Raw genomic sequence first — 26,532 nt, 5'->3', positions numbered from 1 at the left:
CATGGGATGACAGGTGATGCTTGGGGGGGGGGGCGTACTTTTCGTGGCCGACGGTGCGCGCGGTACTAATCCTTGGTAAGGTGCGCGCTGGAGGTGTGGTTCATGGCCAAGAACACGTCGGTCAGCTCAGGCGAGCATTTCACCCACTTCGTGGAAACGCAGGTCGCGCAAGGCCGTTACGGCACCGCCAGCGCCGTCACGCGGGCGGGCTGGTGCCTGCTGGAAGAACGCGAATCCAAACTCGCCGCCCTTCGCATGGCCCTGGAAGAGGGCGAGGCGGACGGCATCAGCGGCCAGACTGTCTTGGACATCTGGGCTGACGTGAAGGCCGAGGCGGGCGAAGTCGGGAATGGGGAGTATGCGAGATCGTCTGGCTGCTGACCCAGTCGTCGCTGCATCACCCGGTGAAGCTGGCCGACCTGGAATGGTTGGTCATGCCGCCCCTGCTGGCGGAGCATTACCGCATCTACCGCGATGGCAACCAGCCCGTGGGCGTGGCCACCGGGGCCGCCTATTTGTCGGAGGAGGCGGAAGGCCGCCTGACCGGCGGCGGCCGGCCCCAGGTGGGCGACTGGAAGTCCGGCGACCGCTGCTGGATCGTCGACTTGGTGGCCTCCACCACCATGGCGGAAAACCTCCTAGCTCCCCGTATACTGGACGATTTGCGCCAGACGGCGCTGAAGGGCAAGACCTTCAAGCTGCAGCAGACCGATCCCAAGGCGGGGGAGCGGAAGGCGGAGGAGGTGGCGGGGGGTGTAAATGATTAGGTTCCTCGCCTTTTGGGCGATGATTATTGTCATTCTCATAATATTGCTCCGAGTAATTTCCGTGAATAAGGTGCAATCCGGGGAAAAACCAACTAAGAGTTCAAATTTTGATGTGGTTAAAGAGATTGATCTTCCTGCATCTACGACTGCTTCATGGAGTCGGGATGGAAAATTTTTATCGATTTTGAGTGATGGAGCCGCAACCGTGACCGTATGGAGCACAGATACTTGGAAAATGATAAGTAAGTTTCATCGGACTGGCGGCGATCAAACGAGATGTTTGTTTTTCTCAAATGACAACAACATTATTACCGCACTTGCTCCTAACTCTAGCGATGAACAAAAATATTATTTGGCTCTTTGGGATAAAGATGATGGTCATTTAATAAGAAAAATAGAAAAGCCCATAATAAATGGTGCCTATGATAAATTGCAAACCGGGGATTGTGACCTGTCCCGGGACGCGAAATTATTTGCAGTTTCGTCAGTTAGTGGAAGTGGAATTACCATATATAGTACGGACGACTGGAGAGTTTTAAAATATGAAGAAATGCTGGATCCGCCGATGCAAAGGAGTGTCGTGAAATCCATTAGATTTTTCCATTCATCTAATAAAATAGCCGTAATGACGTTTGGTGAGCTGTTCATTATTAATTTAGATAAATCGGAAAAAATATCACCAATTTTGAGGAACAAATACGATGCAACGCCTTTTAGTCATCTTTCGATAAAGGAAGATGATAGCAAAATAGCAATTGGTTTGAATTACCATATGTGGCCTGGAAAGGCAGGCCCATCAGTAATTATATTTGATATTAATGAAAATGAGTTGAGTACTGAGTTTGCTACTGGGCTTTCTGGAGTGACCGCAATTCGTTGGTGTTGTCGTGATAGTGCAATTATAATTGGTGGCGTCGAGAAGAGAGCGGTAAAGTTAGTCGGCGAACATGGTGAGTTATATGATGGAGATATACTGCCTCGTGAACGACAAGTAACTTCGATATCTAGTTCAGGAGAACTTATTGCTGTAACGACTACAAGTCGGGTCATTATTTTAATGAAGCGCAATTAATATAAGTAAAATCAGAAAAAATGATATGGCTGATCCGTTGACTCAGTACTTTCTAAATATAAGCACTGCCGTTTATGCGAAAAGTCCTGCCGATATGGCACATCAGGTGCGGATGACACCTATTGCGATAGCTGGCACCCCGATACCCATAGTTACGTTTCATGGTGGCGAACGCCTGCTCCACACCCGCCCGGACCGGCGACACCCCCTTGTTCAACCGGAGTTGCGCCGAGGTCAGCGGCTTGTTACGGTCCGCTTGACTGTCATGCACCTCGGCATTGGTCAGCTCCACCTCGCCCGGATCAGGTTGGAGCCCTCAATCACCGTCCCATGCGCCTAGTGGCCGTGCGTGCTCTCGTCGTTCTTCGTCTCCCCCGGGCATCCCGTTACCGCGTTGTAACCAAATACCCCGCCGCTTGCTTCCGCTTTTGGGCTATGTAGGATCCAGGTCCTATCGGGCGTCCCGCGCCGGACGCCTCGTGTCCCAAGGCCTCGTGTCCCAAGAAGGAAGACGGCACCCATGATGCGCTTCACCCGCACCCTCGCGGCCCTGACCCTGACGACCGCGCTTTGCTCCAGCCTGCCGGCGTTCGCCGCGGGCGGTGGGGCGGATACGCCCATCGTGCCGGGGGCGGAGGTGCCGGGGGGCGCAGTGGGTGGCAAGGTGTCGGTGCCGCCGCTGGCGTTCACCACGCGCACCTTGGCCAATGGCTTGAAGGTCATCGCCTTGCCCGACGCCTCCACCCCCACCGTGTCGGTGCAGGTGTGGTACAGCGTCGGGTCCAAGGATGATCCCAAGGGGCGCAGCGGCTTCGCCCATCTCTTCGAACACATGATGTTCAAGAGCACGCGCGACATGGCGGCGGAGCAGTTCGACCGCCTGACGGAGGATGTCGGCGGCTACAACAACGCCTCCACCAACGCCGACTACACCGATTATTTCGAGACGGTGCCCGCCAACCATCTGGAGCGCATCCTGTGGGCGGAGGCGGAGCGCATGGGCTCCCTCGTCGTGGATGAGGAGAACTTCAAGTCCGAGCGCGACGTGGTGAAGGAGGAGCTGCGCCAGCGCGTGCTGGCCCAGCCCTATGGCAAGCTGTTCTACCTCATGTTCCCCCAGGTCAGCTTCAAGGTGCACCCCTACGGCCGCCCCGGCATCGGCAGCATCGAGGATCTTGACGCCGCCACCCTGAAGGATGTGCAGGCCTTCCACGCCACCTACTACCGGCCGGACAACGCCACCCTGGTGGTGGTGGGCAACTTCAAGCCGGCGGAGCTGGACGCCTGGGTCGACAGGTATTTCGGCCCCCTGACCCACCCCGCCACCGCCATCCCTCGCGTCACGGCGGTGGAACCGGCGCGCACCACCGCCCAGACCCTGACGGTCACGGAGGCCAACGCGCCCCTGCCGGCCGTGCTGCTGAGCTATCCCTTCCCCAAGGCGACGGACAAGGACCTGCCGGCCCTCATCGTGCTGGACAGCATCCTGGGCCATGGCGACAGCAGCCGCCTGAACCAGTCGCTGGTTTATGAGAAGCAGGTGGCCAGCCAGGTCTTCACCTTCCAGGAGGTCAACCAGCAGCCGGGCGCCTACGCCATCGGTGCCATCCTGGCCGGCGGCGCCACGGCGGAGGCCGGGGAGACGGCCCTGCTGGGCGAACTGGCCAAGGTGTCCCAGGACGGTGTCACGGAGGCCGAGCTGGCCGCCGCCCGCAACCAGCTGGTGACGGATGAGCTGACGGAGCGGGAGACGGCCAACGGCCGCGCCAGCCTGCTGGCCCGCGCCGCCGTCATCTTCGGCGATCCCAAGCGCGCCGACAGCCTGCTGGCCGACATCCAGGCGGTGACGGCCGACGACGTGAAACGGGTGGCCGCCACCTGGCTGAAGCCGGAGACCAAGGTTTCCGTCCGCTATGTTCCGGCTGCCAGCGAGTCCCAAGGGGCGGCGGAGAAGGGCACGGATACCGTCGCCACCTCGGCCACCATCGACGCCGCCCCCCTGGTGGTGCCGGCCGATCTGAAGGTGGTGGAACCCGCCCCGGCGGACCAGCGCCAGGCCCCGCCCACCGCCGGCCCAGCCGTGGACGCCGTGCTGCCCCAGCCGGTGGAAAAGCGCCTGGCCAACGGCCTGCGCGTCATCGTGGCACCCACGCATGGCGTGCCGCTGGTCGAGGCCAGCTTGCGCATTGGCGGCGGCGGGGCGGTGGACCCGGCGCGCCTGCCCGGCACGGCGTCACTGACGGCGGCGGTGCTGACCAAGGGCACCAAGACGCGCACGGCGCCGGAGATCGCGCGCGATGTCGAGGCGCTGGGCGGCACGCTGACCGCCGCCGCCGGCTGGGACGGGTCGGAACTGTCGCTGCTGGTCAAGGCCGACGTGCCGACCCCCGCCCTGGAGATCTTCGCCGACGTGGCCCGCAACCCGGCCTTCCAGAAGGAGGAGCTGGAGCGGGAGCGGCACCAGACGCTGGACGGCCTGTCCGTCACGCTGAAGGACCCGGCGGGCCTCGCCAAGCTGGTGGGGCCGCGCGTGCTGTACGCGGATGCCGCCTACGGCCACCCGCTGACCGGGACGCCCAAATCGCTGACGGCCCTGAAGCCGGCGGATTTGGTCGCCTATCACCACACCTGGTGGCGCCCGGACAACGCCACCCTGGTGCTGGCCGGCCCGCTGACGGCGGAGCAGGGCTTCGCGCTGGCCGAAAAGCTGTTCGGTGGCTGGGCCAAGCCGGCGGCGGCCTTGCCGGCGCTGCCGGCCTCGCCCGCCCAACCGGCCGGCCGCGCCGTGGTGGTGGACCTGCCCAAGTCCGGCCAGGCGGCGGTGCTGGTGGTACGGCCGGGCCTGGCCCGCTCGGACGCGGACTACTACCCGGCCTCCGTCGCCAACGCCGTGCTGGGCGTGGGCTATTCCTCACGCCTGAACCAGGAAATCCGCATTAAGCGGGGCCTCAGCTACGGCGCCGGCTCGGCCCTGGATTTCCGTCGCGTGCCGGGGCCGTTCGTGGCCAGCACCCAGACCAAGAACCCCTCCGCCCCCGAGGTCGCCGGCCTGATCATGGCGGAGATGGGCAAGCTGGGCGCCCAGGCGCCGGGCGAGACCGAACTGGCGGGCCGCAAGGCGGTGCTGATCGGCAATTTCGGCCGCACGGTGGAACGCACCCAGGGGGTGGCCAGCCTGGTGGGCTCGCTCGCCTTGCAGGGCGTCGACCTGGCGGAGATCGGCCGCTACATATCCCGCGTCCAGGCCGTGACGCCGGCGGAGGTGCAACGCGCCGCCGCCCGCACCCTGGCGCCCGCCCAGACCAGCCTGGTGGTGGTGGGCGACAGCGCCCAATTCCTGGCGGCATTGAGGGAAAAGTACCCCAAGGTGGAGGTCATTCCCGCCGCCCAGCTGAACCTGGACAGCGGCAGTCTGAAGCAGCCGGCCCCCAAGGATGCCAAGGCCAAGGACGCCAAGGCGGAACCTAAGGCCGAGGCCAAGAAGCCCTGAGGGCGGGCCCGGGAGTGGGAAGACGCCATGCATGAGGAAATGCGGCGGTTATCCGTCTTCATCGGCGACTGGACGGGCACGGACGGCGTCCTGCCCAGCCCGTTCGGCGCGGGCGGCATGGGCGCGGGGGCCATGAGCGTGCGCGCCGCGCTGAACGACCATCATCTGCTGCTGGACTACGCGTTGGACCGGGGCGCCGACGGCGGCTTCACCGCGCACGGCGTTCTGACCTGGGACCCGGACGTGTCGGTCTACCTGCTGTTCTGGTTCGACGACATGGGTTATGTGCCGGCGACGCCGGCGCCCGGCCTGTGGGGGCCGGTGGACGGGGCGGGGGAGCCGGGCGGCGAGGGCTTCACCTTCATCCGCACCTCGCCGCGCGGCCGTGCCCGGCATCGCTATTGGTGGCCGGTGCCCGACCACATGGAAACCGCCATCGACCGCTCCACCGACGGCGGCCTGACCTGGACACCCTTCCTGAAAGGCACCTACCGTCGGGAGGGGTGAGGCCTTTCCCGGTTCATGCGCGCCGCTCTTTTCCGTAGCGCCAAGACTAGAGCAGATCGCCCAAAGGTGGAATCGCCTTTGGGCGTGAAGCTGCTCGCGGACAGACTCAGCTATAGCCGGCTGCGGTTCCGATTAAACGCAGCCGGCTATAGCCCGCGGCGGCGTTACGCCGCTTTCCTGGCCGCCTTGGTCTGGTACATCAGCACGTCGGCGCGGTGCAGCACCTCGTCCTCGCGGTCGTCGGCGCCGTAGGCCTGGCAGCCGAAGCTGGCCTTCAGCGGCAGGGTGTGGGTCTGCCAGTCCAGCGCCGCCTGGTGCAAGGTGTGCGACAAGGCCTCGGCGCGCGCCCTGCCCTGGTCGGGCGCCACCCGGGTCAGCAGCACGGCGAATTCATCGCCACCCAGGCGGGCCACGACGTCCTGGGCGCGAACATGGTCGGCCAGGGTGCGTGCCACCACGCGCAGGTAGGCGTCGCCGGCCTGGTGGCCGTGCACATCGTTGATGCGCTTGAAGCCGTCCAGGTCCACCATCACCAGCACGCCCCCCCGGCCGCCGCGCCGGGCGCCCGCCAGCTCGCGACGGAAGGCGACCTGGAAGCCGCGGCGGTTCAGCAGGCCGGTCAGCTCGTCCGTGGTGCTCAGCGTTTCCAGGTAATCGATGCGGTCGCGTTGCTCGGTGATGATGCGTTCGGCGTCCGCCAGGCGCATGGCCATTTCCTGCACCAGCAGCTGGTTCAGGCTGGCCGCCGCCTCCGGGCCGCGCAGGCCGACCGGCATCTGGCCCCGGGGCAGGGTCAGGTTGATGGCGGGCATCAGGGGCAGGGCGGTGTCCGGCGGGGTCATGGGCGCTACTCCGTTTGGGCGTCGGGGGTGACGCGTGGGGGAGTTCGCAAGGCCCATGCCGCGCATTAAGCTATTGGAATATCAGGGTTCGCGTTTTGCAGGAGGGGGGAAGGGGCCCCATGCGGCAATTTCTGCCGACCCCCTTTCGGCAGACCCCATCGGCAATGTCTGCCCCTCACGGCCGCCGACAAGGTCGCCGGCGGCCGGCCGTATCACCAGGGGGACGGCCGGTGTATGCCCCCGCGACGACAAGATGCTTGGCGGCGGCCCCCGGGACACGGCATGCTGGGGTCCCGGGGTCGGGCCGGATTCATGGTGACACCCGGATCGAGGTAGCGAGAGTGACGAGAAGAATGCGCGCACGTCTGGTGAGCATGGGTTTGGCCTCCCTGGCCGCGCTGGCTCTGCCGGCGGCCTCCTGGGGGGCCACGACCCCGGCGGCGGCTCCTTCGCCGGCGGCGACACCGGGCGTCAGCCCCCCTTCCGCCGGGGGGCCGATGGCGGCCACGGTGGCGGCACTGGGCGCCCAGATGTCGCCCCACCGCGCGGCCTACCGCCTGACGCTGGCCTCTTCCAAGGAAGGCAGCCGGGTCACCGGCGTGGTCGGCGCCATGAACTTCGCCTGGAACGACGTCTGCCGCGGTTGGACGACGGAACAGCGCTTCCAGATCCGCTTCCTCTATTCCGAGGCGGACGACCAGGAGATGACCACCAGCTACACGACGTGGGAGGCCAAGGACGGCAGCGTCTACCGCTTCAACGTCCGCAAGCAGACCACCGGCCAGCCGGATGAGGAGATGAAGGGGGTGGCCACCCTGTCCGGCGAGGACGGTGGCGTGGCCCATTTCGAGAAGCCGAAGCCGCAGGATGTCCAGCTGGCGCCCGGCACCGTCTTCCCCACGGCCCATACGCTGCTGCTGATCGACCAGGCCCGCCATGGCGATGCGCCCGTCTATGTCCGCCCCGTCTTCGACGGGTCGGAGGCGGAGGAGGCGGGGCCGGTGTCGGCCGTCATCGGCAAGGCCAAGCCCCTGGCCAAGGACGCCATCGTCGTGGCCGCCCTGCACAAGGACAAGGCCTGGCCGGTCCACCTGGCGTTCTTCCCCAATGACGAGCAGCAGGCGCTGCCCGACTACGACACCGCCATGATGCTGATGGACAACGGCATCGTGCAGTCGATGCTGATCGACTATGGCGACTTCAAGGTGCGGGCCGAGTTGATGGCGTTGGAGCCCCTGCCCAAGCCCGCCTGCTGACTTTGTCGCGCGCAAAGAAAAGCCCGGTCCCATTGTTGGAACCGGGCTTTTTCCGGTCGACCCCTTTGACGGCGTCGGCCGCTTTTACGCGGACAAGGCCTCCTGCGCCGGTGCTGCCAGCATGCTGCCGGTCTCGCGTGCGCGGGTGTGCCAGCTGAACGCCTCTTCCAGGATGTGCGGGGTCTGGCCGCCCCGCGCGACGGCGCGGCGCACGTAGTCCGCCATCTGGTCGCGATAGCTGGGGTGCAGGCAGTTCTCCATGATCGCCCGCGCCCGCTCCCGCGGGGCCAGGCCGCGCAGGTCGGCCAGGCCGCGCTCGGTGACGATGACGTCCACGTCATGCTCGGTATGGTCCACGTGCGTCACCATGGGCACGATGCTGGAGATGCGGCCGTCCTTGGCCAGCGATTTGGTGACGAAGACCGACAGCTGGGCATTGCGGGCGAAATCGCCCGAGCCGCCGATGCCGTTCATCATGTGCGTGCCGTTGACGTGGGTGGAATTCACGTTGCCGTAGATGTCGCACTCGATGGCGGTGTTGATGGCGATCAGGCCCAGGCGCCGCACCACCTCGGGATGGTTGCTGACCTCCTGCGGGCGCAGGATGACGCGGTCGCGGTAGTTCGCGATGGCGGGCATGACCTTGGCCATCATCGGTGCCGTCAGCACGATGCTGGAGGCGGAGGCGAAGGCCAGCTTGCCCGCCTCGAACAGCTCGAACGCGCTGTCCTGCAGCACTTCGCTGTACAGCTCCAGATCGGTGAAGGGGCTGTCCTTCAGGCCGGACAGCACGGCGTTGGCGATGGCGCCGATGCCGGCCTGCAACGGCGGCAGATGCCGGGGCAGGCGTCCGGCCAGTACCTCCCGCTCCAGGAAGGTGATCAGGTGGCGGGAGATGGCGCTGGTGTCGGCGTCGGGGGCCTGCAGGGTGGTGGCGCTGTCCGGCTGGTTGGTCACCACGATGGCGGCGATCTTGGCCGGGTCGATCTGGATGGCGGGGGTGCCCACCCGATCGGACGCCTTGGTCAGCTCAATGGGCTCGCGCGCCGGGCGGCGCTTGGGGATGTAGATGTCGTGCAGCCCCTCCAGCTCCGCCGGCTGGGCCAGGTTGATCTCCACGATCACCCGCTCGGCCAGGATGGCGAAGCTGGCGGAATTGCCGACGGAGGTGGTGGGGACGATGGCGCCCGTCTCGGTGATGGCCGTGGCCTCGATGACGGCGCAGTCCAGGTGGCCCAAGGCGCCGGAGCGCAGCTGCTCGACCATCTCCGACAGGTGCTGGTCGATGAACATGACCTCGCCCCGGTTGATGGCGGCGCGCAGGCGGGCGTCGGCCTGGAAGGGCAGGCGGCGTTTCAGCATGCCGGCGTCGGCCAGCATGCCGTCCAGGTCGTTGCCCAGGGAGGCGCCGGTCAGCAGGTTGATGTGCAGGGGCTCGGCCTTGCCGCGGGCGATCAAGGCCAGCGGGACGGCCTTGGCGTCACCGGCCCGGGTGAAGCCGCTCATGCCCACCGTCATGCCATCCTGGATCAGGCTGGCCGCCTGATCGGCGCTCATGATGCGGTCGTGCAGGCTGCTCAGGCGAATTCGCTCTCTAACCATGTTCTTGTCCGTTGTTCGTCACCTCTCCCGAGGGGTGGCCAAGAACCCTTGGTCATTGTGGCCCCTTTGGGGTGTGGGCACTGAATATTTGGGGGCCTGCGCCGCTTGCCCTCCAATAGTTTCTCAAGCGCCTGACGATCACGGATTTTGATCGTCATGCCATATGATTTAGATATCGAAAACATACCATCCATATATTAGACGCACCGCAACAGCCGGGCGCATAGTTCGTCTCACCAACGACCGCGCCGACTGAAGGCGCTGGACCTCACAGGACGCGGCCCGGTTGATTGACGGAGATGTTTGAATGTTCGCGCTGTTGAAGAAGTCCGCCCGTACCGCCGCCCCCTTCGCCGCCGCCGCCGTGCTGGTCGTGGCGATCCCCCTGTCGGCCTGTGCCGCCGCGGGTGGCGAGGTGGTGGTGACGCCGGCCGTTCATCAGGCGTGCCAGGCCATGGGCCTGTATCCGGCCAACGCCGACTTCGCCGCCTGTACCGCCGTGCTGACCCAGGCCAAGGGCGGCCACGCCCAGGCCGTGTCGCCCCAGGTGGGCCGTGAGCAGCAGGCCTGCGCCCAGGCCGGCGTCACCCCCGGCACGTCCGCGTTCTCGGCCTGTGTCGACAACCTGGACGCCGCCCTGACGCAGCAGACCCTGATGGCCAACTAAATGGGGATGGCCCACTGACGGGGATACTCCCCAAAGACTTTGGGGTGGGGATGGGCGGTAGATCCGGTTCCGCTTCCCCCACCCCGGTCGTGGCAGCGCCCGCCGGCTTCCCCCTCCCATCGGGTCGTCGGGCACGCCACGGCACAGAAAAGGACGTGGTCTGCGGCCACGTCCTTTTCTTTTCCTTTCCTTTCCTTTCCACCGAGGTTTCCTCTCGTGTTCGCCGAACTGGATGTCGCCGGCATCTTCATGGCCCCCATCGTCGGCTATGGCATCGCGGCGCTGGCCCTGTTCCTGGCCCTGCGCGGCCTGTTGGGCGCCTTGGGCTTCTGGCGCGTGGTCTGGCACCCCGCCTTGTTCGAGGCCGCCTTGTTTTCCATCCTGTTGTCCGGCCTGGTGCTGCTATGAGGGCGGGTTGGCTGAATGCCCGGTGGCCCCTGCTGCGGGCCCTGGGCCGGGGGGCCGCCACCCTGGCCATGGTGGCGCTGGCCATCCTGCTGATCGGCGCCCTGTGGCAGCGCTACATGCTGGCGCCGTGGACGCGGGACGGCCGCGTGCGGGCGGAGGTGGTGGACGTGGCGCCGGAGGTGGCGGGCACCATCGTCGACATTCCCGTCCACGATAACCAGTTGGTGCGCAAGGGCGACGTGCTGTTCGTCATCGACCCCGTGCGCTTTCGCATTGCCCAGGCCCAGGCCCGGGCCGCCGTCGCCGCCGCCCGGGACGAACAGGCGCTGAAGCGCAGCGACGCCCAGCGCCGCCAGGGGTTGGCGGGCGTGGTGTCGGATGCCGAACAGGAACGTTTCCGCAGCACCGCCAGCGTGGCCTCGGCCCAGTTGGACGCGGCGGCGGCGGCGCTGGACCTGGCGAACCTGAACCTGGAGCGGTCCGTCATCCGCGCGCCGGTCAATGGCTACGTCACCAATCTGCGCTTGCGGGTGGGCGACTACGCCACCGTGGGCCAGCCCCGGGTGGCGGTCATCGACACCGACAGCTTCTGGATCTCGGGCTATTTCGAGGAGACCAAGCTGGCCCGCATCCAGGAGGGCGACCCCGCCCGCATCAAGCTGATGGGCTATGCCAGCCCCCTGGCCGGTCATGTCGAGACCATCGCCCGCGGCATCAACGACCGCAACAGCGCCCCCAACGCCTATGGCCTGCAGGACGTGAACCCAGTCTTCACCTGGGTGCGGCTGGCCCAGCGCATCCCCGTGCGGGTGCGCATCGACGCCGTCCCGGCGGGCATCGTCCTGGCCGCCGGCATGACCTGCACCGTGTCGGTGGGGGAGGAGGCCGGGCGGCCCCGGAGCCTGCTGGACCGCGCCCTGGCCCGGCTGGAATCGAGGATCTGACATGATCCGCCGCGAAATCCTGATGGCGCTCCTCCTGGGCGGCTGCCTTTCCGCCTGCACCGTCGCCGGTCCCGACTACAAGCCGGTGGCGATGGACGACCTGCCCCAAGGCTGGACCGAGGCGCTGCCGCCCGCCGCCGGTGTCGAGGCCATGCGGGCCTGGTGGGACAGTTTCCAGGACCCCACCCTCAGCCGCCTGGTCCAGGCGGCCATCGCCGGCAACGAGGATCTGAAGATCGCCCGCCAGCGCCTGGTGCAGGCGCGGGCGGCCCGGGTCGTCGCTCATGCCGCCGATCTGCCCGACGTCCGCCTCGGCATCGATCCGGCCTTGCAACGATCGAGTGAGAGCGTGGATTGGCCGGCGGGTATCGGCAGCTACCATACCTGGCAGGCGGAGCTGGACGCGACGTGGGAGATCGACGTCTTCGGTGGCACCCGGCGGGCGGTGGAGGCGGCCGACGCCGATATCGCGGCGACGGAGGAGGGGCGGCGCGCCGTGCTGGTCAGCCTGTTGGCGGAGGTGGCGACCGACTACGCCCGCCTGCGCGCGGCCCAGCTGCGGCTGGAGATCGCGCGCCATAACATCACCGTCGCGGCCAAGGCCCTGGACCTGGCGCAACGCGCCTATCAGCGCGGCCTGGGCACCCTGCTGGACGTCTCGCAAGCCAAGGCGCAGCTGGAAACGGTGCAGGCCGCGGCGCCGCCCCTGGAGGCCATGGTGGCGCGTATGAGCCACGCCCTGGCCATCCTGCTGGGCCGTTATCCGGGCGACCTGGAGGCGGACCTGTCCCGGCCGGCCCCGCCGCTGACCGTGCCGGCCAGCCTGCCGGTGTCCCTGCCGTCGGAGGTGGTGGCCAACCGCCCCGACATCCGCCGGGCGGACCGGCGCTATGCCGCCGCCAACGCCCGCATCGGCGTCGCCATGGCCGCCTCGCTGCCCCATTTCGCCATCCCCCTGACCCTGATGCCCCAGGCGGCGGATTTGGGCAAACTGTTCAGCTTGGCCAGCCTGACCTATTCCCTGGGCGCCCAGGTGACGGGGCCCCTCTACAATGGCGGCCGCGACGACGCCCGCGTGACCATGGCCAAGGCGGAGGCCGAGGCCGCCCGCATCGGGTATGAGCGCACGGTGAAGGAGGCGCTGCGCGATGTGGAGGACGCGCTGGTCAACTATCAGACGGAAACCCGGCGGCAGCAGACCTTGGCCGCCGCCCGCGACGACGCGGCCCAGGCGCTGGACCATGCCACGCGGCTTTACGGCGCCGGCCTGACCGACTTCCTGAAGGTGCTGGACAGCGAGCGCCAAGCCTACCAGGCGGAGGACCGCGAGGCGGAAAGCCGCCTGGCGCGGGTGGAACACGTCATCACCCTGTACAAGGCGCTGGGTGGCGGCTGGCAGGGCGTGGATCTCGACGGCAAGGAAGGGGACTAGCCAATACCAGCGGCACGAGATTCCGACTCGTGCCGCTGTAGCCCGCGACTGCGGGCGCCGGAGCTTTCCGGGGAGCGGAGCGGACTGGAAAGCAAGGAAGCCAAGCGACCGGATGGTCGCGCCCGGCGATTGAGGGACGGCATTTGACCGGTCACGATCAAATGCCGTTGTTAGGGTGGACCACCTTTTCGGCCAGGGCCAGGAAGGCGCGCACCGCCGGCGCCGGGTCGTCCTGGCGATAGGCCAGCGCCAGTTCATAGCGGGCGTCGCCGTCGGCCAGGGGGCGGTAGACCACGCCCGCCACCGTCAGCCAGGTGGTGGTCTGTGGCACCAGGGAGATGCCCAGGCCCGCCGCCACCAGGCGGATGGTCAGCGCCACCTGGGGCACCGCCTGCACCACCTGGGGGCTGAAGCCGTGGCGCCGGCACAGATCGTCGATCTGGTTGCGCAGCTCCGCCCCGCTGGCCGGATGGTGCAGCACCATCGGCTCCGCCGCCAGGCGGGCGACGGGGACGGCCTCCAGCGCGGCCAGAGGATGGTCCGCCGGCACCGCCACCACCAAGCCCTCGGGCGCCAGGGGCAGGACGGCGATGCCGGACGGCAGGCTCAGGGGGGGAAGGCGGATGAAGCCCAGGTCCAAGGTGCCGGCCGATATCGCCGCCAGTTGGTTTCCCACCGCCATTTCCGCCAGGGCCAGATCCACGCCCGGGTGGCTGCCCCGGAAATCGCGCAGCAGCGCCGGCATCAGCGCGCTCAAGCCGGCGGACCCGACATAGCCGATCTCCAGCCGCCCGACCTCGCCCCGGCCGGCCAGCCGGCCGATGGCTTCCGTGCGCGCCGCCTGCTCCAGCGTCTTGCGCGCCTCCGCCAGCACCAGCGCGCCGGCGTCGGTCAGGCTGATGCGCCCACGGGTGCGGTTCAGCAGCGGCGTGCCGATCTGGCGTTCCAGCGATTGGATCTGCTGGGTCAAGGCCGGCTGCACGATGTGCAACCGCTCCGCCGCCCGGCCGAAATGCAGCTCTTCCGCCAGCAGGACGAAGGACCGCAGCAGTTTCAGTTCCAGCATGACACGCCTCAGGGCTTGGCGGGGAGGGGGCGCGCGGCGGCGCGGCGGGCCTGGGCCACCAGGTTGCGCACGGCGGCGGCGCCTTCGTTGGTGCGGTAGACCAGCATGATGGGCGCGGAGTCGTAACCGCCTTTGAGGCTGAGCAGGCGTGCGCTTTCCAGGCCCATGGTCCGCAGGCTGTCCGGTACCAGCGCGACGCCCAGGCCGGCGCCCACCAGGTTCAGCAGCGGCGGGAAGGCGGGAACCTCCTGCACGATGCGCGGGCTGAAACCCGCCGTGCGGCAGGCGGCGATGATGATGTCGTAGACATTGGGCCCGGCGCTGCGCGAGATCAGCAGGAAATCCTCATCCGCCAGTTCCGCCAGGTCGATGGCGTCCCGGTCCGCCAGGGGATGGCCGGCGGGCAATGCCGCCATCAGCTTCTCCTCGACCACGGTATAGGGGGTGAGGCCCGGTATCTCCGCCGTCCGGCCCCGCACCAGGGCCACGTCCAGGGCGCCATCGCGCACGGCGTCGGTCAACTGGCCGAAGTCGTTCAGTTGCAGTGCCACCTGCACGCCGGGGTGCTGGGCGCGATAGTCGCGGATCAGCCGGGCGACCCAGGGGTGGGCCGTGACCGACATGCTGATGCCCAGGCGCAGCCGCCCCTTTTCCCCCCGCGCCACCTCCCGCGCCGAGGCCAGGGCCCGGTCGATCTGCGCCAGGATGGCTTTGGCATCCTGAAGGAAGGCCGCGCCCACGGCGGTCAGTTCCACGCCGCGCGACAGGCGATGGAACAGCGGGCTGCCGATCTCCCGCTCCAGCTGCTGAATCTGCTGGCTCAGCGGCGGCTGGCGGATGCCCAGCTTTTCCGCGGCGCGGGTGAAGTGCAGTTCCTCCGCGACGGCGGTGAAATAGCGCAGATGGCGGATGTCCACGGCGCGCGCGTCCTGTCGGTTTTGGATATCGAAAATGACTGGGCGATATATTGGACCGTGGGCATGGGCGTGGTGCACCCTGATAATCGATGAACTGCTTGGCGTTTCGCTCATGGGCGGGCCGCCGTCTCAGCCCCTGGGCGTCCCCTTGCCGTCTCTGTCCATCCCCGTGGCCCTTCCTGGGCCCGTCCCCGCCGTCGTCATGTCCCTGTTTCCCAGCCTGGGCGCCTTGGGGCATGCCTTGCGCACGGCCGTGGCCGCCCTGCTGGCCCTCTACCTCGCCTACGCGTTACAGTTGGAGGGACCGCAGACCGCGGCGGTGACGGTGCTGATCGTCAGCCATCCCATGAGCGGCGCCGTCATCGCCAAAAGCGTCTGGCGCATCGCCGGCACCTTGGTGGGGGCGGGGGCGGCCCTGGCGTTGATGGCGGGCTTCGGCCAGTCGCCGGAGGCCTTCCTGCTGCTCTACGCGCTTTGGCTGGCGGGGTGTGTGGCATTGGCGTCCCGTCTGCGCCGCTTCCGGTCCTACGCCGCGGTCCTGGCCGGCTACACCCTGGCGCTGGTGGCCCTGGGCGCGGTGGATGACCCCTTGCGCACCTTTGACATCGCCACCGCCCGCGTCGCCGCCATCGTGGTCGGCGTGCTGGCCAAGATGGCGGTGTCGGGCGTGGTGTGGCCGGTGACGGCGGCCCAGCGGCTGGACAGCCGTGTCGCGCGGGTGACCGCCGCCGTGGCCGGCGCGGTGGCGCGGGACGTCAGCCAGGGGGACGGTGCCGGCCGGCACCGGGGACTGTGGGCCGAATTGCAGGGGCTGGACGATCTGGCCACCTATGCCGCCGTGGAGTCGGCCGCCTTCCGGCGCCAGGCCGACGGTGCGCGGGTGGCGGCCTCCGCCCTGTTCGGTCTGCTGGACCATGCCGACGCCATGCGGCGGGCCTTGGGGGTGCTGCCCGCCGCCACGGCGCCCCTGCTGTCCTGCCTGGAGCATCTGGCCGGGGGCGATGGGGCGGCTTTCCGCACGGTGGCCGCCGCCGCCCGCCGCCGCCTGCGCGCGGCCACGCGCCTGGCGCACCGGTCCGGCGATGCCAGGACGCTGGCGGCGGCCCATCAACTGGGCACCGGGCTGGACTTGATGGTGCAGGTGGCGATCGCCCGCGACCCGTCGCGGCCCCTGGCCTTCACCTTGCCGGAGCCGGCCGACGGGCCCTGGGGCAGCGCCGCCATCGCCGCCCTGCGCACCCTGATCTCCGTGGGCTTGGCCGCCGGCTTCTGGGTCGCGACCGAATGGCCGGCCGGCGCCACCATGGTCAGCTGGACCAGCGTCTTCGGCGCCCTTCTGGCCAGCCGCGCCAACCCCGGGGCGGTCAGCCTCCAGGCTTTCCGCGCCGCCCTGTGGGCCGCGCTGCTGGGCCTGCCGGTCACCTTCCTGCTGCTGCCGGCGGTGTCGGAGTTCTGGGGGCTGGCCTGCGTGCTGGCCCCGCTCATCTTCATCTCCACACTGCTGTCCCAGCGGCCTGGGCGCGGGGATTTCGGCACCTTCCTGCCCATGCTGTTCCTGACCCTGGTGGCGCCCACCAATCCCATGGCGTTCGACTTGCAGGGGTATCTCAACACCGCCGGCGCCGTCGTCATGGCCACCGTCTGGATCGTGGCGACCTACCGGCTGGTTCTGCCGGTGGATGGGCGGGGGGAGGTGCGGCGCCTGCTGGCCAGCTTTTCCGCCAGCGTGCGCGCCTTGACGGCGGGGCCGGTGCCGGCGACGGCCGCGTGGAACTACCGCCATCATCACCGGCTGGCGCGTCTGGTGGGATGGGATCCGGATGGGGGGGACGCGTTGGCGCGGGCGCGGGCCCGCATGGCGGTGGGCCGGGCCCTGATCGCCATGCGCCATGCGGTGCCGGACCTGCCGCCCGATCATCGCCGCCAGGGGGAGTTGGTGGTGCGGGCGGTGGGCCGTCTGATCGACGACCCGGCCAGGCTCTCCGCCTTCGCCGCGCGCTCCGCCCGCCGGCTGGTTGCCGCTGGCGCGCTTGCCAAAGGGCCCACGCGGCGCCGCTTGCTGGACCTTGCCGCCTGGTGCCACCGGATCGCCGAGGCGGTCTGAGTTTCAGGGATCGCCCGCATCCGGCCCCTTGTTTCGGCGCCATGCCGATTTACCCTGGTAAAGGCCCGCTTTCGGATTACCTGTTGGGGTAAGCCGGGGGACCATGGGGGTAGCCCTGAGGCTATACATGGGGAATATCGCAATGGCGACGACGCGCCAACCAGGACGGGAATAGCCCGAAGATAGGCCCGACGATGGTTGTGCCCGTCCGGCTTGTACTCTAGTGTAGCCGCCACTTCGCCACGGACCCCTTTATGGCCACGGTCGCCACCCCTGCAAAATGTGTCCTCATCGTCGAGGACAATGAGCTCAACATGAAGCTCTTCAACGATCTGCTAGAGGCGCACGGCTATCGCACGGTGCAGACCCGCGATGGTGGCATGGCCGTGGAACTGGCGCGGACACACCGTCCGGATCTTATACTTATGGATATACAGCTTCCGGAGCTTTCCGGTCTGGACGTGACGCGCTGGTTGAAGGAGGATCAAGAGCTTGGAAACATTCCGGTCATCGCTGTCACGGCCTTCGCCATGAAGGGGGACGAGCAGCGTATCCGGGAGGGCGGTTGTGACGATTACATCGCCAAACCCATTTCGGTTGCCACTTTCATCCGGACAGTTCGGCGCTTTCTGGATTAGGCTGCGCAACAGTACCTTGCATGAAGCCGCGCCCTCCGAGACGCGGCCGGAATAAGTGGTGTCATGTCGGCTCGCGTCCTGGTCGTTGATGATGTCTTACCCAACGTCAAGCTGCTCGCGGCGAAGCTGACGCGCGAGTATTTCGATGTCATCACCGCCAGCAGCGGGCCCGAGGCGCTGGACAAGATCAAGGCGCAGGCGCCGGATATCGTGCTGCTGGACGTCATGATGCCCGGCATGGATGGCTTCGAGGTGTGCGAGCGTATCCGCAGCGACCCCGCCATCATGCACATCCCCGTCGTGATGGTGACGGCCCTTTCCGATATCGCCGATCGGGTGCGCGGGCTGGAGGCCGGCGCCGACGATTTCCTGACCAAACCCGTCAACGACGTGGCGCTGTTCGCCCGCGTGCGCTCCCTGGTCCGTCTCAAGATGATGATGGATGAATGGCGCCTGCGCGAAAGCACCTCGGGCCAGCTGGGCATGCTGGTCTCCACCGACAGCATGCACAACCAGTCGGCGGAAGGCGCCAACGTTCTGGTGGTGGAGGACAGCTCCATCGACCTGGACAAGATCACCGAGACGTTGGGCCGTGACCGCGGCCGGGTCGCGTCGGCCGACACCTGCGCCAGCGGCCTGGAACGGGCCTTGGCCGGTGACTTCGACTTCATCGTCATCAGCCTGACGCTAATGCGCGAGGATGGCTTGCGCCTGTGCTCGCAGCTGCGCTCGCAGGAGAAGACGCGGCAGGTGCCCGTGCTGCTGGTTGCGGATGAAACCGACATCGACCGCGTGGCCAAGGGCCTGGAACTGGGCGCCAATGACTATCTGATCAAGCCGATCGACCGGAATGAGCTGATGGCCCGCGCCCGCACCCAGATTCGGCGCAAGCGCTATCAGGACCGGCTGCGCGCCAATTACGAGCAGAGCCTGTCGCTGGCCCTGACCGACAGCCTGACCGGTTTGTTCAACCGCCGCTATCTGAGCGCGCATTTGCCGCGCCTGCTGGACCGTGGCGGCGACAACCACAAGCCGGTGGCGGCCCTGCTGTTCGACATCGACCACTTCAAGGTGGTGAACGACACCTATGGCCACGGCGTGGGGGACGAGGTGTTGAAGGAGGTGGCGTTGCGCGCCAGCCGCAACCTCCGCAACTTCGATCTGGTGGCGCGCCTGGGCGGCGAGGAATTCGTCGTCGTCATGCCCGACACCGACCTGGCCGCCGGCGTGCTGGTGGCCGATCGCCTGCGCCGCCGCATCGCCGAGCACCCCTTCCACGTCACCACCGATGGCGGGCAGATCACCGTCACCATCTCTGTCGGCGTGGCGGTGGCCGCCGGCGCCGTGGGCCCGGAGGGACGCATGGAGACGGGCGACAGCCTGTTGCGCCGCGCCGACATGGCGCTGTACGAGGCGAAGCGGGCCGGCCGCAACCGCGTTGTCACCGACAGCAGCCTGGAGGCGGCCCCCCCCGTCAGGGTGGACGCAACGGACCTTAGCCTGCCCCGCTGAGGCGGCCCGACCCGTCTTCCCCTCCCCAAACGCCGTCAATTGTGCTTTAAGGCGCCATGCGTCCCGTACTGGATCGCCAGCGGGGTCGCCGTAACCATGCCTTGCCGCAGGCAGAATGGGCCGTATCCCCGCCATGTCCGTTGCCAAACCGCCGCCCGCCGTCCCGCCCCTCGAGTCCGGGCCGGCGAGCCGGGGCGATGCCGACTGGCGGTTGGCCGCCCTGCTGGCCGAGCATGCCGATCCCCGGGACGCGGTGGTGGCCCTGTCGCAGGCGTTCCGGGAGGTGTCCGCCACGGCGGCCCAGTCCCACCGGGCGGAACGGCGGACGCGCGAGCGGCTGATCCGGGCCCAAGCGCGGGCGGAACGGCAGCGTGGCGACCTGCAGGCGGAGATCGACTGGCTGCGGTCACGCGTGGCTGGGATCGAGACCAGCACGTCCTGGCGCCTTACCGCGCCCTTGCGCGCCCTGCTGACGCGCCTGCCCGGGGTGGCGGCCTCGTTGCGGCCCCCGCTGCGCTGGCTGGGCTGGGCGCTGACGGGTCGGTTGGGCCTGCAATTGCGCCACCGGCGGCGGCTGGCGGGCTGGCGTCGGCTGCTCGCGGGCGACCCGCTGTTCGATGCCGACTGGTATCGCCAGGAATATCCTGAGGCGGGGGCCGACCCGGTTCTGGACTATCTGACGGTCGGCGCCGCCGCCGGCCGCAACCCGGGCCCCGACTTCTCCACCCGTTTCTATTGGGAGCAGAATCCCGATGTGGCTGCGGCCGGCGCCAATCCCCTGGTCCATTACCTGGAGCAGGGCCGCCAACAGGGGCGGCCGACGGCGCCGGCCTTCCAGCCGCGCTTCAGCCGCGACCGCGACTACGACGCCTGGATCCAGGCGCACGACCCCGTGGATGAGGCCGCCCTTGCGCGCTTGCGCGCGGCGGTCGCGAGCTTGCGCCGGCATCCCGTCATCTCCGTCCTGATGCCCATCCATGAGTCCTCGGCCCCCTTGCTGGAGCGGGCGATCGACTCCGTGAGGGCGCAGATCTATCCCCACTGGGAGCTGTGCGTCGCCGGCCCCGTGCCGGCCGATCCGGCGGTGGCGGCGCTCCTGCGGCGCCATGCCGATCTGGACAGCCGCATCAAGGTGGCATCGCTAGGCACCGGCGGCGGGGCCTCGGCCGCGGAAGGCGCCGCCCTCGATCTGGCCCGGGGCGACTACATCGCCTTGCTGGAGCCCGACGCCCAACTGCCGCCCCACGCCCTCTATTGGGTGGCGGCGGAACTGGACCACTGGCCTGATACTGATGCCCTGTTCAGCGATGAGGACAAGATCGACTCGGATGGCTTCCGTGGCGATCCCAACTTCAAGCCGGACTGGAACCCGGCCCTGATGCTGGGTCAGGACGCCTTCGCCCATCTGGGGGTGTTCCGTCGCCCGCTGGTGATGGCGGTGGGTGGCTTCCGCCCCGGCTTCAGCGGCGGTGCTGCCGGGTACGACCTGATCCTGCGGCTGGCGTCGGCGACGACGCCCGACGCCATCCGCCATATCCCCCGTATCCTCTATCATGCGTGCGCCCGGCCGCCGGGGGCGGACGGGGGGGATCAGGCGTGGCATGCCGGCAAGCGCGCGGTGGAGGACCATCTGGTGCGCCTGGGCCGTCCCGGCACCGTGTCCCGGGCGCCCGGTGGCGGTTACCGCGTGGACTATGCGCTGGTCGCCCCGCCGCGCGTTTCCATCATCATTCCCACCCGGGACAAGCTGGACCTGCTGCGCGGCTGTCTTGACAGTCTGCGGACCGTATCCACCTACCCCGACGTCGAGATCATCGTCGTCGATAACGGCAGCACGGACGCGGAGACCTTGGCGTACCTGGGGGGGCTGGCGTCGGTGGGCGCCATCCGGGTGTTGCGTGATGATGGGCCCTTCAACTACTCCCGGCTCAACAACCGGGCGGCCGGCATGGCCACGGGCGAATACCTCTGTCTCCTGAACAACGACACGGTGGTGATCACGCCGGACTGGCTGGGGCAGATGATGGCCCATGCCATGCTGCCGGACGTGGGGGCGGTGGGCGCCCTGCTGTATTACGCGGATGACACCATCCAGCACGCCGGCGTCACCATCGGCATGGGCGGTGTCGCCGGCCATGTGCACCGCCGGCTGCCCCGGGGCGAGGGCGGCTATGCCGGCCGGGCGACCCTGACCCAGGATGTGTCGGCGGTCACCGGCGCCTGCCTGCTGACGCGGCGCGCGCTGTTTCTGGAGCTGGGTGGCCTTAACGAGCGCGACCTGACCGTGGCCTTCAACGACGTGGATTACTGTCTGCGCTTGCGGGCGGCTGGCTATCGGGTCGTGTTGGCGGCGACGGCGGAGCTGTACCATCTGGAATCGGTGTCGCGCGGGCCGGATACCGATCCGGCCAAGAGCCGGCGCTTCGCGGGTGAGATCGACTATATGGTGGCCCAGTGGGCGGACATGATGCATGCCGACCCCTGCTTCAATCCCAACCTCGACCTTGAATCGACCACGCCCCGTTTGGCAAAGCGGCCCCGGCTGTTGCCCGAGGCGTGAAAACGCCAACGGGTTGAGGCCGGGAATCGAGATCAGAAGGGATACAGGCGCTTGGCGATGCTGTCCGACAGGCGCTGCCAGCGTTGGCGCAGCCGCAGGGCCCAGGGCTGGCCCTTGTGCCGCCCAGGCGGCCGGGCCCCGATGCGCGAGGCCAGGTCGCCACGCTGGTGCACGGGGATGGGGCGCACAAGGTAGGGAAGGATGTCGTTTTCCCAGTACCGGTCCATGGTCTGGTCGACCGGCATGAAAATGTGGCGGCCATAGTCCAGCATGCGCCGGGCGGCGTCCTGACGGATGAGATAGGCGCCGAAGCCCAACACATGGGTGCCGAGGCGGTACAATTCGCCATCGCGCAGCGCCTTCACCGGCCGGCCCAGGAATTTGGCGTTCTTGGGTTCGCGGACGCGCCGTCGCAGGGATTCCAGCCGGACGACCTGCCATTCCGGTTGGGGATCGGCCAGCAGATCCTGCACGATCCGGGGGAAGGCGGGGCTTAGTTCCACGTCGTCCTCCAGGATCAGGGCGACGGGGATGTCCTCCCGGACCATGCGCTGGTACAGGCGGTAGTGGCTGAGATAGCAGCCGATTTCCGTGTCCAGCATCTCCACGCCATAAACGCGCAGGGTCTTGTCGCGATCATAGGCGGCCCGGTCCGTGTCGCTCAGCTGGCGGCCGTTCACCGCGGGCACGAACTCCACCGCCAGGCCCAGCCGCGCGCACTGGCTGGCCATGTGCGCGCGCCGCACCACGTCATGCTCCAGATTGATGACGAAGATCGGGCAGGAGGCCAAGGGCACCGCTTCCAGGGTTCTTGGCGCCCGGAAACGGGCGCGTAGGCGTGCCAATAGGAAAGGGCCGCTCCAGGAGCGGCCCTTTGCCTGATCATTGTCCACATTGGTTCCGGCCATCATGCCGCCAGCCTTGGGACGGTGGCATCGGGCCAGACCAGCGCGCCCGATACGGGCGCGGCGGGACTTACTTGATCTTGGCTTCCTTGAAGATCACGTGCTTGCGCGCGACCGGATCGTACTTCCGGAATTCCAGCTTCTCGGTCGTCTTGCGCGGGTTCTTCTTCTTCACGTAGAAGAAGCCGGTTTCAGCGGAGCTGATCAGACGGATCAGCACGGTATTCTGCTTGGCCATGACCTTTAATCCCACCTACGACAACCCCGTTCGGTCGCCGGCGCGGCGGGTCGGGGGCGGTCAATAACGATTTCGTACCGCGGCCCGTCAGGGGCACGGCGTCGCGGCACTTTAGTCACCGGCCTCTGAGAGTCAAGGCCAAAGAGCCAAACGCCGTTGGGAGGGGAGCAGGGGCAGGGGATGCGCGCCATGCATGAGACCGCTCCACCCTGGGTGGCCGCTGGTTCTCATCCACCCGTTGCCGCGCCTGCTACCTTGATGCGTCGGCCTGGGCTATCCTGCGCGCATCCCGTGCTTCCCGCTGGACCCCTCATGACAGGAGCGAACCTCATGACCTTCCGCACTGCCGTGAACAGCCAGATCACCGATGCGGTGACGCAAAACACGGTGAAGGTCGCAGGCGAGACGCCGGCCCAGGTGAAAAGCGACGTGCCCCAGGCCATGACCGACGAATCAGCTGGTCCTTCGGTGGAGGGCGCCAAGTCGCCGCAAGGCGGCATCCGGCGGGAGCACGAGCCCGCAGGAATGAGTTGAAGCGCCAGAGGAACCAGGCGACATGCTGACCTTTGAATTCGAAGAACCGCAAGAGTCCGTCTGTGACTGCTGCGGAAATGTCTCAGTCCGGCTGACGCGGTTTGTCTATCGCGACGGCGATGCCTACGCCGTCTGTTATGCGCAGTTCACCAAGGATCATCCCGAAAAGCGGTTAAGTGGCATTATCAGCCTGGGTGAATGGGGGGACGACGTGCCGCCGGAGGATAGGGTCGCGTTCCCGTTCCAGATCTGGACGGATAAGCACAACTTCCAGGTCGGGCTCGTGAACGCCAACAGTTCACCTTGGCGCCATGTGACCTTAATGGGAAGGATTCTGGATCGGGATGAGGCGCTGAAGCACCCATGGCTGTCCGAAGTCTTTCACATCACCGACCACATGGTCGCTGACGATCCGCAGATCACGGGATTCTTCGGCGCCACAGGCTAGAGCTGGTTCAGCTAGGGCAGGCCGCTGGCACCCTCCGTCGCAGATGGCTGGTCCGCCAGCAGGGTCTGTCCGGCCAATTGGGCGCGGCGCAGCAGAGGCGGGTTGGTCAGCAGGTCCTCCGCCACCCTCAGATCCACGGCCGCCGGCCGGTCCCGTTCCGCGGGGCAGGCCGCAGCCGCCCCGCTGATGCCCGGGTTGGGGCGGGGCTGGGCGCGCAGGGGGGCGAGGATGGCGCCGGCATCCGTCTGGCCGCTGGTGCAGATGGCGGGTGCCAGGCCCTGATGGTCGAACATGCGGCCGGCGGGGGTCATGATGCGCGACCAGGTGAGGAACAGCTCCCCGCCGTTGGGCAGGGGGGCCACGGTCTGGACCACGCCCTTGCCGAAGCTGGTGGTGCCCACGTCCAGGGCCCGGCCACCATCGACCAGCGCGCCCAGGACGATTTCGGCGGAGGAGGCCGTCTGCCCATCGGCCAGCACCACCAGCGGGGCGCCATCCAGGATATCGCCCGGCGTGGCGTCATAGTGTTGCATGCTGTCGGGATGGCGGCCGACGGTCGTCAGGATGGGCCCGCTGGTGAGGAACAGGTCGGCCACCGCCACCGCCTGGTCCAGAAGGCCGCCGGTGTTGCCGCGCAGATCCAGCACCCAGCCCGTGGGCGGGCCGCTGCCGGCATCGGTGTCGCGCAGGCGATGGATGGTGGCGGCCAGGGCGTCGGCGGTGCCGGCGTTGAACCGGCTGACGTGCAGCACGCCCACGGCACCCGCGCGCTCGGCCGTGACCGTGGGCAGGATGATGCGCTGTCGGCTGATCAGCAGGGTCAGGGTCGTGCCCCCCCGGGCGACGCGCACGGGCACGCCCGTGCCCTCCGGCCCGCTGAGGCGGGACATCACACCCTCCACCGTCAGGGCGGCGCCACCCCCGGCGGCGTCCACCGGCAGGCCGCCCACGGTGGTGATCAGGTCGCCCACCCACAAGCCGGCGGTCGACGCCGGGCTGCCCGGGGCGATGGCGATGACGCGAAAGCCGCGTGGCGTTTCCTCCAGGGTCACGCCGATGCCGATATAGCCCTCGCGCCGCGACCGCTCCGTACGGGCGGCGGCGGGCACGGAATAGCGGCTGTAGGGGTCGAGGTCGGCGGTGCCACCCTCCAGCAGGGCGCGGTAAAGGGATTCGCGCGTCTGGCTGGCGGGCGCCTGGTCGGGGGCCTGGGCCGCGGTCCAGTCGGTCACCGTGGCGGCGAAATGCGCCCAGGCGGACGCCTCAGGACTGTCCGGCAGGGCGAAGGTGCGCGGCGACCGGCTGCCCACGGCCAGGGTTATCGCGCCGCCGCCCGGCTGCACCGTCACCGTCAGGCTGGGGATGACCATGCCGGCATGGATCAGGCCGTCGACCACCAGGCGGCGCATGTCCACCGGTTCCAGGTACAGTTCGTCGATCTTGCCGTAGGCGCTTTGGTAAAACCGCTCGGCGGGGACCGCGCCCGGGTCACCGGGGCCACCGGCACAGGCGGCCAGGAGCAGCAGAAAAAGCCCCAAGGCGGCGCCTGGGGGGATACGGTCCAGTCCTCTCTGGGCGTGCCGGACAAACCCTGTCCAGCCGGTGGCACAGGCCACGGCGCCTCCCGTTTTGTTTTATCCCTTAGCCGCGGATGCCCATGGCCCACTGCACGCCGATCACGGCCCCCTTGAACAGGGGCAGCAGGGCCAGCGACAGGGCCAGGGTCAACGGCCCCCACAGTGCGGCATGCACCCACAGGGGGGGATGATAGTTCTGTTCCACCGCCAACGCGGCGCCCACCACGATATGGCCGACGACGAAGATGGTAAAGTAGGGTGGCGCGTCGTCGGCGCGGAAATTGCCCGTCTCCAGCCCGCAACTGGTGCAGACCGGCGCCACCTTGGTGTAGCCCACGAACAGGGTGTGGGCGCCGCAATTGGGGCAGCAGCGGCGCATGCCGCGCATCAGGGCCGTGCCGACCATGCCCTTGGGCGGGGCGATGATTTCCTCAGGCGTGTCGGTCATGGTGTCCTCCGTTTCAACGGCGACACGGGGGCCTCGGGGCCGCCCGGATGGACCCACGGGGCCAGGATCATCGGGGGGAACGGGGTCGGTCGTCATGTCCTAGATGATGGATATGGCATGGGCCATGGTCCAGACGCGTTTGCCGGCCCTCAGCTCTGCCATCAACACTTGTTGTGATTCGCCCGAATTGTGGGCCGGGCGAATCAAGCGTTGAGGTGCAGCAGGTCCCAGCGGGTGCCGTACAGGTCCTCGAACACGACCACCGTGCCATACGCCTCCACCCGCGGCTCCTCGCGGAAGAGGACGCCGGCGGCCTTCATGCGGGCATGGTCACGCCAGAAATCGTCGGTGCGCAGGAACAGGAAGACGCGGCCACCCGCCTGGTTGCCGATGGCGGCCTCCTGCTCCGGTCCCACCGCCTTGGCCAGCAGCAGGCGCGTTTCGGTGGAGCCCGGCGGCGCCATGACCACCCAGCGCTTGCCGCCGCCCAGGTCGGTATCCTCCACGGCCTCGAAGCCCAGGACGTCGCGATACCAGGCCTTGGCCTCGTCATAATCGCGCACGACCAGGGTGATGCCGCCGATGAATTGAGGCATCC

General features: G+C 67.8%; 25 protein-coding genes. 16 read left to right on the top strand and 9 right to left on the bottom strand.

Translation table 11 applies throughout. The features are described 5' to 3' along the window. Window positions 1–102 precede the first annotated feature (102 nt). From FHS74_RS10285 to FHS74_RS10265, 5 genes are all read left to right on the top strand, one after another. On the top strand, window positions 103–381 hold the full coding sequence (locus FHS74_RS10285) for a type II toxin-antitoxin system ParD family antitoxin (protein ID WP_184800084.1): 279 nt from the start codon (window positions 103–105) through the stop codon (window positions 379–381). A gap of 23 nt (window positions 382–404) precedes the next feature. Continuing rightward, complete coding sequence (locus FHS74_RS10280; RefSeq protein WP_343066899.1) at window positions 405–767, top strand: toxin-activating lysine-acyltransferase; 363 nt, start codon at window positions 405–407, stop codon at window positions 765–767. Next, entirely contained in the window at window positions 760–1,839 is a 1,080-nt protein-coding gene (locus FHS74_RS10275) for a WD40 repeat domain-containing protein (RefSeq protein ID WP_211106217.1), read from the top strand. The genes FHS74_RS10280 and FHS74_RS10275 overlap by 8 nt, the downstream gene beginning before the upstream one ends. 520 nt (window positions 1,840–2,359) lie before the next feature. Beyond that, a complete protein-coding gene (locus FHS74_RS10270; RefSeq protein ID WP_211106216.1) occupies window positions 2,360–5,329 on the top strand; it encodes a M16 family metallopeptidase in 2,970 nt (989 codons plus the stop codon). A gap of 27 nt (window positions 5,330–5,356) precedes the next feature. Next, window positions 5,357–5,836, top strand: a complete 480-nt coding sequence (locus tag FHS74_RS10265; protein ID WP_184800080.1) for a DUF1579 family protein — start codon at window positions 5,357–5,359, stop codon at window positions 5,834–5,836. Between the two features lie 164 nt (window positions 5,837–6,000). Here FHS74_RS10265 and FHS74_RS10260 read toward each other — a convergent pair whose 3' ends face one another. Next, window positions 6,001–6,678 carry a GGDEF domain-containing protein gene (locus tag FHS74_RS10260; protein ID WP_246463043.1) on the bottom strand — a complete coding sequence of 226 codons (678 nt, stop codon included), beginning with the start codon at window positions 6,676–6,678 and terminating at the stop codon, window positions 6,001–6,003. A 353-nt stretch (window positions 6,679–7,031) separates the two neighbouring features. Between FHS74_RS10260 and FHS74_RS10255 the strand changes: the two genes are divergently transcribed. After that, window positions 7,032–7,934, top strand: coding sequence for a cell envelope integrity EipB family protein (locus FHS74_RS10255; protein WP_184800078.1), 903 nt, complete (start codon window positions 7,032–7,034; stop codon window positions 7,932–7,934). Window positions 7,935–8,018: 84 nt separating this feature from the next. On the opposite strand, the gene scpC is transcribed toward FHS74_RS10255, so the two are convergent. Further along, a complete protein-coding gene (gene scpC, locus FHS74_RS10250; protein ID WP_184800076.1) occupies window positions 8,019–9,536 on the bottom strand; it encodes a succinyl-CoA:acetate CoA-transferase ScpC in 1,518 nt (505 codons plus the stop codon). A 307-nt stretch (window positions 9,537–9,843) separates the two neighbouring features. On the opposite strand from scpC, the gene FHS74_RS10245 reads away from it, so the two are divergent. From FHS74_RS10245 to FHS74_RS10230, 4 genes are all read left to right on the top strand, one after another. Beyond that, the gene (locus tag FHS74_RS10245) at window positions 9,844–10,203 is read left to right on the top strand and encodes a hypothetical protein (protein ID WP_184800075.1); all 360 of its coding nucleotides are present in this window, start codon (window positions 9,844–9,846) and stop codon (window positions 10,201–10,203) included. Window positions 10,204–10,419: 216 nt separating this feature from the next. Beyond that, window positions 10,420–10,611 carry a DUF1656 domain-containing protein gene (locus FHS74_RS10240; RefSeq protein WP_184800074.1) on the top strand — a complete coding sequence of 64 codons (192 nt, stop codon included), beginning with the start codon at window positions 10,420–10,422 and terminating at the stop codon, window positions 10,609–10,611. Further along, a complete protein-coding gene (locus FHS74_RS10235; RefSeq protein ID WP_184800073.1) occupies window positions 10,608–11,555 on the top strand; it encodes an efflux RND transporter periplasmic adaptor subunit in 948 nt (315 codons plus the stop codon). Before FHS74_RS10240 ends, FHS74_RS10235 begins: the two co-directional genes overlap by 4 nt. A gap of 1 nt (window position 11,556) precedes the next feature. Next, window positions 11,557–12,987: an efflux transporter outer membrane subunit gene (locus tag FHS74_RS10230; RefSeq protein ID WP_184800072.1), complete on the top strand. Its 1,431-nt coding sequence runs from the start codon at window positions 11,557–11,559 to the stop codon at window positions 12,985–12,987. A 157-nt stretch (window positions 12,988–13,144) separates the two neighbouring features. On the opposite strand, the gene FHS74_RS10225 is transcribed toward FHS74_RS10230, so the two are convergent. Both FHS74_RS10225 and FHS74_RS10220 read right to left on the bottom strand, forming a co-directional pair. Then, window positions 13,145–14,053, bottom strand: a complete 909-nt coding sequence (locus tag FHS74_RS10225) for a LysR substrate-binding domain-containing protein (RefSeq protein ID WP_184800071.1) — start codon at window positions 14,051–14,053, stop codon at window positions 13,145–13,147. 8 nt (window positions 14,054–14,061) lie between these two features. Then, window positions 14,062–14,970, bottom strand: coding sequence for a LysR substrate-binding domain-containing protein (locus FHS74_RS10220; RefSeq protein ID WP_184800069.1), 909 nt, complete (start codon window positions 14,968–14,970; stop codon window positions 14,062–14,064). A gap of 148 nt (window positions 14,971–15,118) precedes the next feature. Here FHS74_RS10220 and FHS74_RS10215 point away from each other — a divergent pair, with 148 nt between their 5' ends. The 4 genes from FHS74_RS10215 to FHS74_RS10200 all read left to right on the top strand — a co-directional run bounded on the left by FHS74_RS10215 (window position 15,119) and on the right by FHS74_RS10200 (window position 21,784). Beyond that, window positions 15,119–17,074: an FUSC family protein gene (locus FHS74_RS10215; protein ID WP_184800067.1), complete on the top strand. Its 1,956-nt coding sequence runs from the start codon at window positions 15,119–15,121 to the stop codon at window positions 17,072–17,074. A 254-nt stretch (window positions 17,075–17,328) separates the two neighbouring features. Further along, window positions 17,329–17,712 carry a response regulator gene (locus FHS74_RS10210; RefSeq protein WP_184800065.1) on the top strand — a complete coding sequence of 128 codons (384 nt, stop codon included), beginning with the start codon at window positions 17,329–17,331 and terminating at the stop codon, window positions 17,710–17,712. A 63-nt stretch (window positions 17,713–17,775) separates the two neighbouring features. Continuing rightward, window positions 17,776–19,224: a PleD family two-component system response regulator gene (locus tag FHS74_RS10205; protein WP_184800063.1), complete on the top strand. Its 1,449-nt coding sequence runs from the start codon at window positions 17,776–17,778 to the stop codon at window positions 19,222–19,224. 133 nt (window positions 19,225–19,357) lie between these two features. Then, window positions 19,358–21,784: a glycosyltransferase family 2 protein gene (locus tag FHS74_RS10200; RefSeq protein WP_184800061.1), complete on the top strand. Its 2,427-nt coding sequence runs from the start codon at window positions 19,358–19,360 to the stop codon at window positions 21,782–21,784. Between the two features lie 32 nt (window positions 21,785–21,816). Here the strand turns inward: FHS74_RS10200 and FHS74_RS10195 are convergent, their stop codons facing one another. After that, a complete protein-coding gene (locus FHS74_RS10195) occupies window positions 21,817–22,575 on the bottom strand; it encodes a glycosyltransferase family 25 protein (protein ID WP_184800059.1) in 759 nt (252 codons plus the stop codon). Between the two features lie 184 nt (window positions 22,576–22,759). Beyond that, window positions 22,760–22,927 carry a 50S ribosomal protein L33 gene (gene rpmG, locus FHS74_RS10190; protein ID WP_044562980.1) on the bottom strand — a complete coding sequence of 56 codons (168 nt, stop codon included), beginning with the start codon at window positions 22,925–22,927 and terminating at the stop codon, window positions 22,760–22,762. 330 nt (window positions 22,928–23,257) lie between these two features. On the opposite strand from rpmG, the gene FHS74_RS10185 reads away from it, so the two are divergent. Both FHS74_RS10185 and FHS74_RS10180 read left to right on the top strand, forming a co-directional pair. Then, the gene (locus FHS74_RS10185) at window positions 23,258–23,461 is read left to right on the top strand and encodes a RebB family R body protein (protein WP_184800057.1); all 204 of its coding nucleotides are present in this window, start codon (window positions 23,258–23,260) and stop codon (window positions 23,459–23,461) included. A gap of 22 nt (window positions 23,462–23,483) precedes the next feature. Further along, window positions 23,484–23,909, top strand: coding sequence for a hypothetical protein (locus FHS74_RS10180; RefSeq protein WP_184800055.1), 426 nt, complete (start codon window positions 23,484–23,486; stop codon window positions 23,907–23,909). Window positions 23,910–23,920: 11 nt separating this feature from the next. On the opposite strand, the gene FHS74_RS10175 is transcribed toward FHS74_RS10180, so the two are convergent. The 3 genes from FHS74_RS10175 to FHS74_RS10165 all read right to left on the bottom strand — a co-directional run bounded on the left by FHS74_RS10175 (window position 23,921) and on the right by FHS74_RS10165 (window position 26,530). Beyond that, complete coding sequence (locus tag FHS74_RS10175; RefSeq protein ID WP_184800054.1) at window positions 23,921–25,447, bottom strand: S41 family peptidase; 1,527 nt, start codon at window positions 25,445–25,447, stop codon at window positions 23,921–23,923. A 103-nt stretch (window positions 25,448–25,550) separates the two neighbouring features. Then, the gene (locus tag FHS74_RS10170) at window positions 25,551–25,934 is read right to left on the bottom strand and encodes a DUF983 domain-containing protein (RefSeq protein ID WP_246463041.1); all 384 of its coding nucleotides are present in this window, start codon (window positions 25,932–25,934) and stop codon (window positions 25,551–25,553) included. Between the two features lie 203 nt (window positions 25,935–26,137). Further along, window positions 26,138–26,530 (bottom strand): VOC family protein, encoded by a 393-nt coding sequence (locus FHS74_RS10165; RefSeq protein WP_184800050.1) that lies wholly within the window; start codon window positions 26,528–26,530, stop codon window positions 26,138–26,140. Between the last annotated feature and the right edge of the window lie 2 nt (window positions 26,531–26,532).

It is taken from the genome of Nitrospirillum iridis (genome assembly GCF_014205765.1).
Taxonomy (GTDB): domain Bacteria; phylum Pseudomonadota; class Alphaproteobacteria; order Azospirillales; family Azospirillaceae; genus Nitrospirillum; species Nitrospirillum iridis.
The sequence above is the reverse complement of the archived record's forward strand: the minus strand, read 5'-3'. Positions and strand labels throughout refer to the sequence as shown.